This is a genomic window from Chryseosolibacter indicum (genome assembly GCF_018598585.1).
Taxonomy (GTDB): Bacteria; Bacteroidota; Bacteroidia; order Cytophagales; family Cyclobacteriaceae; genus Chryseosolibacter; species Chryseosolibacter indicus.
Genome location: NZ_JAHESD010000102.1, coordinates 1 through 10953, shown reverse-complemented (window position 1 = coordinate 10953; position 10953 = coordinate 1). Strand labels below are relative to the sequence as shown.

Annotated in this window: 10 protein-coding genes; 4 read left to right on the top strand and 6 right to left on the bottom strand. The window is 39.0% G+C overall.

Features of this window, described 5'->3' with window-relative positions; translation table 11 throughout:
• Window positions 1–436: TerC family protein (locus KK060_RS23840; protein WP_367397538.1), on the top strand; the 436-nt coding region annotated here is incomplete at its 5' end.
• A 67-nt stretch (window positions 437–503) separates the two neighbouring features.
• On the opposite strand, the gene KK060_RS23835 is transcribed toward KK060_RS23840, so the two are convergent.
• The 4 genes from KK060_RS23835 to KK060_RS23820 form a co-directional block, all read right to left on the bottom strand.
• A complete protein-coding gene (locus tag KK060_RS23835) occupies window positions 504–2891 on the bottom strand; it encodes a cellulase family glycosylhydrolase (RefSeq protein WP_254157618.1) in 2388 nt (795 codons plus the stop codon).
• A gap of 250 nt (window positions 2892–3141) precedes the next feature.
• Window positions 3142–4023, bottom strand: coding sequence for an alpha/beta hydrolase fold domain-containing protein (locus tag KK060_RS23830; RefSeq protein WP_254157616.1), 882 nt, complete (start codon window positions 4021–4023; stop codon window positions 3142–3144).
• 42 nt (window positions 4024–4065) lie between these two features.
• Window positions 4066–4770 (bottom strand): DUF6320 domain-containing protein, encoded by a 705-nt coding sequence (locus tag KK060_RS23825; RefSeq protein WP_254157614.1) that lies wholly within the window; start codon window positions 4768–4770, stop codon window positions 4066–4068.
• A 13-nt stretch (window positions 4771–4783) separates the two neighbouring features.
• Window positions 4784–6100: a hypothetical protein gene (locus tag KK060_RS23820; RefSeq protein WP_254157612.1), complete on the bottom strand. Its 1317-nt coding sequence runs from the start codon at window positions 6098–6100 to the stop codon at window positions 4784–4786.
• 279 nt (window positions 6101–6379) lie between these two features.
• Here KK060_RS23820 and KK060_RS23815 point away from each other — a divergent pair, with 279 nt between their 5' ends.
• The 3 genes from KK060_RS23815 to KK060_RS23805 all read left to right on the top strand — a co-directional run bounded on the left by KK060_RS23815 (window position 6380) and on the right by KK060_RS23805 (window position 7572).
• Complete coding sequence (locus KK060_RS23815; protein ID WP_254157611.1) at window positions 6380–6586, top strand: hypothetical protein; 207 nt, start codon at window positions 6380–6382, stop codon at window positions 6584–6586.
• A 134-nt stretch (window positions 6587–6720) separates the two neighbouring features.
• Window positions 6721–7080, top strand: a complete 360-nt coding sequence (locus KK060_RS23810; RefSeq protein ID WP_254157609.1) for a hypothetical protein — start codon at window positions 6721–6723, stop codon at window positions 7078–7080.
• A 51-nt stretch (window positions 7081–7131) separates the two neighbouring features.
• Entirely contained in the window at window positions 7132–7572 is a 441-nt protein-coding gene (locus KK060_RS23805; RefSeq protein WP_254157607.1) for a response regulator, read from the top strand.
• A 132-nt stretch (window positions 7573–7704) separates the two neighbouring features.
• Here the strand turns inward: KK060_RS23805 and KK060_RS23800 are convergent, their stop codons facing one another.
• Complete coding sequence (locus tag KK060_RS23800; protein ID WP_254157605.1) at window positions 7705–8736, bottom strand: aldo/keto reductase; 1032 nt, start codon at window positions 8734–8736, stop codon at window positions 7705–7707.
• A 227-nt stretch (window positions 8737–8963) separates the two neighbouring features.
• Window positions 8964–10592, bottom strand: coding sequence for a GAF and PAS domain-containing protein (locus KK060_RS23795; protein ID WP_254157603.1), 1629 nt, complete (start codon window positions 10590–10592; stop codon window positions 8964–8966).
• Window positions 10593–10953 lie beyond the last annotated feature (361 nt).

Below are 10953 nucleotides of genomic sequence, written 5' to 3'. Positions count from 1 at the left end.
CTACAAAAGCAACATTGAAATTCATGAAAGTCTTGAAGGACCAGGGCGTGAAGAGGATGTTAAACCACTTTCATTAACACAAACCGTGATACAGATCGGCTTATTGGATATTGTTTTCGGACTAGATTCTGTAATTACTGCAGTAGGCATGGCAGATCACGTAGAGATAATGATAGCTGCTGTTATTGTTGCCATGGTCTTTATGCTCTTTGCATCCGGTGCTCTTGGTAATTTTATATCAAAACATCCAAGTGTAAAACTGCTTGCCCTTGCGTTTTTGCTATTGATAGGAGTTTCGCTTGTTGCAGAAGGCATTGAGATGCCAATACCAAAAGGATTCATCTATTTTGCCATGGCTTTCTCCATCTTTGTTGAAGTACTTGTACTGCGAATGGCAAAGAAGAAAAACTATACATCTGTTGAATTAAAAAAGTAATTATAAAACAAGAGAGGCTACCTCAAATGGTTGAGTCAGCCTCTCTTATTTAATTTATTTTTGAATTTTATTTCTTCTGCAATTTAAAAGTCTTCTGAAACTGACCGTTGTAGATTGTGACTACATAAAAACCACTCTTCCAACCCGAAACATCAATGGTGTTTGTCTCGCCCTCATTATCAAAAGTTTGGTGAATAATGTTTTCGCCATGCAAGTTTGTTACCTGTAAGGTATGTTGTGTTGATGTAGCAGGAAGCTTATATGTGAAACTAGTAACAACAGGGTTTGGATAATATTCAAAATCATTGCTTATGAATTCCTCTTTGGTGTCAGACACACTAGCAGTACTTAATCGTGCTGCGGCTGTGGGAGTGCCTGTTCCCCAATTAAAAGCTTCCCATCCGCTTATGCTTAGGCGGTTGCATGTCATCGCTGTAGTACCATTTTCAGAAGAGATATAACGTCCGTTATTTCCGCGTAAGGATATTTTACCATCTGCATTTACTACCCAATCAAACTTCTCCCAGTCCCCAATAGTGAGTCTGCTGCATGTAATAGGTGAAGCGCCGTTTTCTGAAGAAACGTATTTATCCATACTTCTTAAAGCAATCTTTCCTCCTCCTGCATCCACTACCGTAAAATGCTCCCATCCTTGAACGGATGGCCGCGTGCAGTTCATGGGAGCCGTACCATTTTCACTACTCACATAAAGATTATTTATGCCCCTCAGCCAAATGGTTTGTCCAACGGGTGCCTGACTTTGAGATTGACCACCGGTAATATTAATCCAATTTAAATTGAACGTTCCGGTAATGGCCAATGCGAATTGAAGCTGGCCTGCGGGCAGGGAAACTGCATGTGAGATAGTCTGCCACGTCTGCCACCCACCAGTAACCGGAACATTGATAGTTCCATAAGGTGTTCCTCCTCCATAAGGTTCAGCTTTTATAATACCTCCGCTACTGGAAGTAGCCACTCGGTATTGAATTGTATAGTTGCCTGCTGATGGCACGTTGATTCTATAAACCATCCAGTCACCGGAATGTAGTTGTCCTACATTTAAACCACCTCCTGTGTCTGTAGTCGTTTCTGTTTCTACACCAAGCATTGCACAATAATTTTCTGCCTGAATTTGCGCAGGCACTGCGATATACGTACTTGTGCATTGCATAGGTGTTCTCCTTGGGTCTACTGCTGCAAGTGGTCCTGAATTAACTACCGTGTTTGCAAAATTGATGTTGTTGAGCACTGCACTCATGGCTGAAACGCCATCAGTAAGATAAGGTGGGTTTATCCTTCTCAACGCAGCATTTGGCTCAGCACTTGTTCGCTTGTAAGTCCAGTGACACCATCCTATACCATTCTGATTTAGTTTATCAACGTTTTGCCTTAGCCATGCATTTGATTCTTCACCTGTTTCCCCTACCCAAACAGGAACGTTATGTCTCGCTCTAAATTCAATAAGATCAATAAGTCTGTTAATCTGGTTGGGGTTACCGTCTCTTATGTAATCGTTACCTTCAGCTATCCAATAGCGATGGGCGTTGTAAACAAGATTAGAATTGTTGGTGAAGGTAAAAGGTTCGAGGTAATCATAGTTATTTCCCCAACCATTTCCTTCAACCATAATGAGGTGCGTATCCCCCAGAGCGCGAATAGCATTAATAATCCGGTTTAAGAGGTTATGTATGGCAGGTCCTCCGCCAGGTACGTTGTTAGGCTCATTGATAATATCCCAAAAGGCTACTGTATTGTTATCTTTATAGCGGGACACAATTCTCTCCCATAACCTTACGGTGATGTCTTGATAGATAGAACGATTCCATAAGTCATTTTGAACAAGTGCGTCAGAGATATTAGAGTCAGAACCTTGTGCACCTGGCGCGGCATGCAGGTCAACCACTACATACATCCCTCTGGCTGCTGCCCATGTTAAACAGTTTTGTAATGTTCTGAACCCTTCTGTGTTTACATCATTAAACAATTGATTGCTGTTATACCACGTTGTTAATGAATTGACATAATTCTGATAATTTGATGAATTACGTATGACCTGGTTTCTTACAGCGCGCTGTGAGGCAGTTAAAAACAATTCATAATGCATCGGTATGCGAACACAATTAAAGCCTTGGTCAGCTATCCAGTTGATGTCTGACTGGGTAATGAAGTTATCGCGCCAGCTTTGATAGAAGGCTTCTACTTGTGCCTCTGTCTGGCCCTGATCATACAGCATTTCTTTAAAGGACCACTGTGTTCCTCCCGTGCCCGGGTTCATCATATAGCCTTCCTGTAAAAGCCATGCTCCGAGGCCTACCCCTTTCAGGATAACCTCCTGGTTATTGGCATTTACGATACGTTGTCCATTTGCACGAAGACGACTCTGAGAAAATGCTTGTATAGTACAGGTCATCAAGAGCAAAAGCATTAGTGCTTTCGTGGTTAAACTTGTTTTCATAGGTAAGTAGTTTAAGTTTGGTTGATTGCGATAGGAATCGATCTCCCTACGCATCAATAAATATTAAACTTTTACTTTCCAATTGGCAAAAATTGCCTACGTTTAAAATACTGCATTATCTAAAAATTCTACTTCATGATTACGTCAATCAATTGTTAAATATTGATTTCCAACAAAATAGAAGAGCATCTCTCAGCGCATGAAATACCAGGATGAAGCCCGATTTATACACCAGTAGTCTCAATAAGGCTCACCCATTTATCAATGCAATAATCTCCTTTTGTGCCTTCTTTGATTCAGTAAAATTTAACAACATCCAAACGTGAACCATATCTTTATATTCATGGTATTTTATATTAATACCCTTTGCTTTTCCCAGTAAATTTAATCGTCTGGCATCCGCGCATAGAATATCTCGCGAACCGCTAAAAATAGTGATTTCGCCAAGCCCTTCTAATGGACCGTTTATAGGACTTAGCATGTAATTATCAAGATCAGAATTTCCTGCATAGGCTCTCCCTGCTTTTCGTAGACCCTGAATGCTTAAAAAAGGATCCAATGGATCTAATGCTTCGATCTCAGGGTTCTTTAATGTAAGGTCAAGCCAGGGTGAAAGCAAAATGATCTTTCCAGACTGAATTTCATTATCATTTTTCTTTTTCTGAGCCAATGCCAGTGCAAATCCCCCTCCTGCTGAATCACCCATAAGAATTGTGTTCACACTACCTGCCTTTTGTATCAGTTGCGTGTATAACGGGCTAACCATATCAAAAGCATCGCGGTAAGTATACTTAGGCGCAAGTGGATAATCTGGGGCAGTAATGGTACAGTGAGTGTGCCTAACAAGCATTGATAAAAAATTCCAATGCTGTCTGACAAAGTTTTGAACATATGCGCCCCCGTGAAGGTACAAAATATGTTTGTTAGAGCGGCCATGTTTTGGCGACATCGTAAAGACATTTCGTCCATTGAGAAAATGTCGTTCTATATGACAAGCTCTTCGTGCTTCACGTGAAGGTTCCCTACTATTATAGAAGTCAAATTTACCAAATGCAAATTGCATTTCCAGAAACTTCTTTTTATTGATAAGTCGCAAGAGAATATTAAATAATTTACTCTCTACGCTTGCCATGTTCCATTTGCATTTTGTTGATAGCGCATGGCTAATTAATTTTTAAGTGTGAAAGATCTTTTGAAGATCAGCGTTATCTCGTGTTCTTAAATACATAAAAAGTAACGCTGCAACTACGGGTAAGAGACATGCCGCTACAATTATACTCCATTGCAGCTTAATTGCGCCCAAGAAGTAAACCGAAACAATTCCATCAATAATCAAACAAATCAGTGTAATGGCAACAAAAATTAAAGCTAATACATTCAACCCTTTTCTCTTCACTTTGTAAAGAATAACTATAAGAGGTATTACAACTACATTTAACGCACAAAGAATTGGCAGTGACAGGTGGATTAGCCATTTGGAATAAGGCATATAAAAATCAAATGCTAAGAGTATGAATGTAGAAATAACCCAACCGGCAAGAAGTTGATAAACAAGTTTTGAACGCCAAAACGACAGTATTGATGCATATGAAAAACATAACATACAAATAGAAACAGGATAAACAGACCAGATAACCTCCCCATGTACAGACAGGTCTATGATCAGGGTAGAAACAATTCCTGATAAAAGTAAAACAGAAGTAACCTGCCAGAGTACGCGTTGCAATGCATACTTTCTTTCAACTTCTGGTTTGGACCTAGTGATTTTCTTCTGAGTGATATTTCCATTTCCTATATTCCTTGTCAATGGAGTCTCACACAGCGGACAATTAATCATGTCATCCTCTAATTCTACACCACATTCTCTGCAGATAACCATACCACTAATAACATCAATTCTTTAAAATCTTAACACTTATGCCTTGACTCACTAAAAACCTGAAGAACTCACGTTCGAACTCCTTCGACTGCGTGATATTACCAAAAGCAATAACAAGATTGTTATCGAAACCGAGAACACCACAATTCACCTTGAGCGCTTTGTTCGGCGGTGGCGGCACAAAAACAAAATGATCAATAAGATTATCAACTTCCCCAAAAGTAACCTTCCCAAGATTGGTGATAACACCACTATATCGGCTTGTGCCCGCAATACTGTAAGTAAGATTCAGAATTAGTGATTTGATAAACAGCGGCGTATTCTTTAACCAAATGTTTCTTTCAGCTCCTACATTTCTTGCTATAATCTTATTGATAAGCTTCTTATCCGTTTCAAGTTGCATAATGTGGTGCACGGTCTTGATAATCTCCTCAAAAGAATATTGACCCAGCGCAAGGTCTATTTCAGGAGTAACAAAAAGAGAAAAATTACGCATTGTCTTGGATGGATAAATTTTTCGAAGATTTACAGGAACTTGCACTCTGAAAATCTTGCGTTCTCTTCTCCTTTTAAAACCAGATAAGCGATTATAGATGGACTGTAGCGAATGCAAATACACAGCCACTAAATAAGCTGTAATAGTAACCTTATACATTTTTGACTTGGCTGAAATATCAGCTAAGGAAAGCTTGGCAACAAGCACATTAAATCGCGGCGGATTATTTAAAGCAAAAGGAAGGTGAAATGATTTTGGCTTCTTTTTGGGTGAAGGAATGTTTTCCTGAAAGTGTGCACTAAAAGCATCTTCAAACTCTTCCCGTGAAGGATCTTCATCAGGTTTTAGCGCAGTGACATGATCAGGTACTGATATACAACATTTATCAAAATAAGTAAGTAATAATGATTTAAGAAACTCGAATCCTCCACCTCCATCAGTAAGTATATGGGAGAACTCAACACTTAGCCGATTTTCCCTTACTAGAACTCTAAAGATCAGATCATCTTTAGCAAACGCCCTGCACGGAATTGCCATGTCAGGTTTTAAGGGTATTGGCTCATCGTGAAATTCGAGATAATACCAGAAGAATCCCTTTTTCGGTTTCACTTTATAGTAGGGAAATCGGTTTTCAAGAAGTTCTATGGCTTTAAGAAGCGGCCCGATTTTTACAGGTTTTTTAAGCACACATGTTAATCTGAATACAGCTGTCAGCTCTTCATCTTGAACAGCAGGATAAATTTTAGCAGCATTATCAAGCCGCATCCAAAACTTCTCCCGTGAGCCATTGCGGGCACTTTTTGTATCCCTAACAAAGGTGTTATCAGCAGTCATCAAAATTACTTCCGAAAAAATGATGCCCGTTTCAAGTGTTAAGTCAGTAATTCCATTATGTAGCTTAAAACATTTATATAAGATCGTTAGTGTTTAATAGTGATATTGATATTTTAAATGCATACCTTGATAAAATCAGGAAAGGAGGTAAGAAGCCCTTTATCAATAGGGTCAGCTTATGCGGTAATAATCACCCCAGAGTATCTAACCATAACCCACCAGAAAATTTTAATCACACTAAATTCAACGAATCGCAAAGTTAGTTGTATTAACAAACAAATGAGTTACAGAACCAATACTGACAACATTTATCCCGAAAACACAATGATTACGGCAAAGGCCAATCCTTTGTTAAGGCTCTCGATCAGAAAATATTATCAACGCATCTATTACTGCACTGTAATTGATTCTCCAGGCACAAAAGAGTTAGCGTATTTTGAAAGGGAACTAATTCAACCAACTAATACAGCTGGACAAAAATCTTAACCACTGATATATAGAGGATAAAATACCTATAGTTAACTTTCGTTGATAGTATCTTCATCTTTAATACCCAAAATGCAACGATAAGTAATAAAGGTTTGTTTTAATGGTATCTGCTCTAATGCAGAAAACCAACCATGAAAAAAACATATATATTAACCATCGCCTTAGGCGCAGTTCTGGTTATAGCTAGCGAAGGCTTTGCGCAGGAACGTACAGACATGAGTAAGTCAGAAAGCACGCGAATGGATAGCTTATCAACAGCCTATCAAAAGGAGCAAAAAGATGAAGCCCTTATTAAAGAGTTGAAGAACGAACACAAAGACACAAAGGAAAAAGCAAAAGAGGCCAAACGTGTTGAGCGTGAAGCCAACAATGCAGCAAAAGAATCAAAAAATGCTTTACGCGCAGAAAAGAAAGCACAAAAAGCGCGTGATAAAGCGAATAAGCAAGCACAAAAAGCTACAAAAGCTCGTGAACGAGCAGATAAAAACTGATAAAAATATCGGGCGAATTGTACAACAGAATAAAAACGACAACAAATTATAATGCAGAAATCGGGCCCCATAATAATCATTGAAGATGACAGCGACGATCAGGAATTATTAATTGAAACCTTTAACTCTCTAAATTATCCCAACGAAGTTATCTTTTTCTCCGATGGTTATCAGGCACTAGACTTTATTGTTAAAACAGACGTACAACCTTTTCTTATTTTATCAGACATTAACATGCCTAAAATCAATGGCTTTGAGTTAAGAAAAAAAATTCATAACAATGAGGAGTTAAAAATACGATGTATCCCTTATTTGTTCTTTACTACTGGAGCCCAGCGTAAGGCGGTTTATGATGCATACGCAATGTCGGCCCAGGGATTTTTTGTTAAACCTAGCTCCATGGAAGCGCTGCGTAATACCATCAGAAAAATTGTAGAATATTGGCAGGAATGTTATGCACCAAGTCAATACATTAGTCAGGACTTACATTGAGAAAAGGACAACTGCAAACGGAAAAAGTCGCAAGTAAAAGGTATAAATTCCCCCACCAGATCCTGCTCAATAAAATTAAAGAATATAGTTTCTAAAAACACCACAGCATTTTCTACTGTGGTGCTATAAATCTTAAACAGGTAATGGATTTAAGGTCGTATTCTGTCTTTGATGCCAATATGGATATATCGGTGGCACCAGGCTTACCTTATCAAGTTTTTCAACGTGCTCCTTACTTAAACTCCATCCGGTGGCTCCCAGATTTTCTTTTAACTGTTCTTCATTACGTGCTCCAAAAATTATTGTTGAAACCGTAGGTCGTTGCATCAGCCAGTTCAAAGATATTTGTGCTACAGATTTACCAATCTCGGCGGAAATTTCATTTAAGACATCGATAGTATTATAAAAAACATCCTCCTTTACTACGGCCTCGGGTACGGGACTTCCACCCTGAGAAATACGTCCTTGTGGTGGCAATGGTTTGTTGCGTTGGTATTTACCGCCTAGCCTACCCGCAGCCAGAGGTGACCATATTATAGCCCCTACTTTCTGATCTATTCCTAAAGGCATCAGTTCCCATTCATATTCGCGATTAGCCAATGAATAGTATACCTGGTGACCAACATATCGGTTCCAGCCATACCTGTCAGAAACAGCGAGTGACTTCATTAGATGCCACCCTGAAAAGTTTGAAGCTGCCAGATATCTAACCTTACCACTGCTAACCAGGTCATCTAACGCACGCAACGTTTCTTCTACAGGCGTGTTGCCATCAAAGCCATGCATATGATAGATATCAATGTAATCGGTATTTAACCTTTTTAAACTCCCTTCAATTTGCCTCATCAGCCTATACCTGGATGATCCCTGGTTATTGGGGCCAGTACCAAAAGGAAAAGTTGCCTTTGTTGACAGTAACATATCATGCCGCTTTCCGGCAATCGCCTTCCCAAGAATTTCTTCTGAAAGGCCTTGAGAATATGTATCCGCCGTATCGAATAAATTAATACCGGCATCCATACATAAATTGATCAGTCGCGTTGCCTCCTCAACTTGTGTACTGCCCCATGCTTTAAAAAATTCATTTCCGCCTCCAAAGGTGGCTGTTCCAAAACTCAAAATCGGAACCGATAAGCCAGAAGCTCCCAGTAGTTTATATTCCATCTTAAATATTTTTATGTGTAAAATCTGTTGTAGAAATCTTCCGGCCAGTTATATGAACAATCTGTACCGTTATTTTTCTTGCTACAAATGATCAAATAAAAACATCTTAAAGCAAGTATGACTAAACGAAAAAAAAAACCTATTATGATATAGGATACTAGCACAGCTGCTCAACGGGCCATGTCTGATAAAGCTTATAAAGTAAATACAAGATTACCTAAAGAAGACTATAGCAACGCCATGGTTTTAGCTTCATTGCCTTCATTTACTGAATTGTATTCAGCGGTGATATCAGTTGCAAATTTTACAACTTTAAATACCTCTCCATTCGCATTTCTAATAGGATTGTAAATAGCATGCAACCATACGATTTCTCCTTCGCTATTAACTCTCTTGAAAGCACCGATTATTGATTCGCCCGCGGCAAGCCTCTTCCAAAATGCTCTGTACTCGTCAGATACTAAAACATCTGCCGGCACAAACATTTTATGATGTTTACCCCTTATACTCTCCAATGAACATTTCATTGTTTTCTGAAAGTTGTTATTGGCATTTAATATGATTCCTTCAGGTGTAAACTCAATGGTGGCCATGGTAGCATCGATACCATTCATTATACCCTTCATCTCCGCTATGAGTTCCTGCTCGGCAGTAATGTCAGTTGCAAACTTAATCACCTTAACTACTTCACCCCCTGCATTGAGAATAGGGTTATATATAGCATTAAGCCAAACAGTTTTACCCGCTGAATCAATACGCTTAAAAACTCCTGTTATAGATTTACCCGAAGCAAGTGTGGTCCAAAACGTTTTGTATTCCTTCGATTCCAGAATATCTTGCGGAACAAATTTCCTATGGTGCTTTCCTTTAATATCCTCTAACCTGTACTTCATCGAAGTTAAAAAGTTGGTATTCGCAGTAAGTACAGTGCCCTCTGTTGTAAATTCAATGGTGGCCATGGTGGTGTTAATACCATTTAAGATACTTGACATCTCTGCAGAGGCTCTGCTTATTTCAGCATTCTTACGTTCCATCTCCTCCTGCGTAGCCTGCATCTCTTCCATGTTCTGCCGCATTTCCTCTTCCTGAGACCTCAACGCTTCCGCCTGTTCCTGACTTTCATTCAGCAGGCTTACAATACGTGCATTCTCCCGCACATTCTTTATGCTGGCTGCAATGTTCTCAGAAAGGCGTTTAATAAAGTCGATTTTGTTCTTTGCAAATTCATTAAACGATGCAAGCTCCAACACGCCAAAAACTTTTTCATTAACAATTAGGGGTGAAACTAAAATTGCCTTTGGTGTTGACTGTCCCAAACCTGAAGTTATCTTAATATAACCTGAAGGCACTTCTTTTAAGTAAACTACCTCCTTCTCAAGCACACATTGTCCTGTTATTCCTTCTCCAATGTTCAAGCGCTTGTTCAGGTATTTCTTCCTGTCGTAAGCATAGCACGCCACCATCTCTAAGTACTCCTCTCCATTCTCGTCCTCCAAAATAAATAGTGCACCCTGGTTGGCATTCACATACTTTACTACATTAGTAAGTATATCGTCAGCAAGATCTGTTAAATTGAGCGACTCTTTATTTCTGAGTATGTCCGAAAATTTTGCAAGTCCCGCATTTAACCAACTCCGCTCTTGTTCCTCCGTTGCAATTTTACGAAGATGATTCTTTATCGAAAATAAAGATGCTCCAAGCTCACTATCCTGAAGGCTTTGCGAGACTTCAACATTAAGATTCCCCTTCTCTATTTCTTTAATAAAGTCAGACGCCTCCTTTGCCTGCTCCTGCGAAAACTTCAATTGCAGTTTAACATTGTTGAGCACGTTTTGCCTTTTAAATAAAATTTTCATAGGGATTGATTTAAAATAACGTTTAACGGCGAAAGCAAAATTCAATTACAATCGATCAATAGTAATGCCTGATCGCTAACTCCGCTACATATAACCTTAATTCCATTAATTTGTTTAACAACGTATTGTAAAAATCCTTTTAGAGAAGTTTTAAGATTAAACAAACAATTTGAAGGAAGTACGCTCACGATAACAAGTTTCCAAAAACGGGAATATTTTTTCAATTCTGTATTTACACCCACTTATTTGTGCAACCATCCAAATAAGGAAATAGATAAGAAGTTAAAGTCTGAGAAAGTATTTGAAAGTCTGGGAAAGTCTTGGGAAAGTATTAGAGGAGACTAGGAGGAGAGTTAGACGA

Excerpts from the sequence above, each read along its gene's own strand:
- KK060_RS23835 (WP_254157618.1), bottom strand. The coding sequence starts at position 2,891 with ATGAAAACAAGTTTAACCACGAAAGCACTAATGCTTTTGCTCTTGATG.
- KK060_RS23830 (WP_254157616.1), bottom strand. The coding sequence starts at position 4,023 with ATGGCAAGCGTAGAGAGTAAATTATTTAATATTCTCTTGCGACTTATC.
- KK060_RS23825 (WP_254157614.1), bottom strand. The coding sequence starts at position 4,770 with ATGGTTATCTGCAGAGAATGTGGTGTAGAATTAGAGGATGACATGATT.
- KK060_RS23820 (WP_254157612.1), bottom strand. The coding sequence starts at position 6,100 with ATGACTGCTGATAACACCTTTGTTAGGGATACAAAAAGTGCCCGCAAT.
- KK060_RS23815 (WP_254157611.1), top strand. The coding sequence starts at position 6,380 with ATGAGTTACAGAACCAATACTGACAACATTTATCCCGAAAACACAATG.
- KK060_RS23810 (WP_254157609.1), top strand. The coding sequence starts at position 6,721 with ATGAAAAAAACATATATATTAACCATCGCCTTAGGCGCAGTTCTGGTT.
- KK060_RS23805 (WP_254157607.1), top strand. The coding sequence starts at position 7,132 with ATGCAGAAATCGGGCCCCATAATAATCATTGAAGATGACAGCGACGAT.
- KK060_RS23800 (WP_254157605.1), bottom strand. The coding sequence starts at position 8,736 with ATGGAATATAAACTACTGGGAGCTTCTGGCTTATCGGTTCCGATTTTG.
- KK060_RS23795 (WP_254157603.1), bottom strand. The coding sequence starts at position 10,592 with ATGAAAATTTTATTTAAAAGGCAAAACGTGCTCAACAATGTTAAACTG.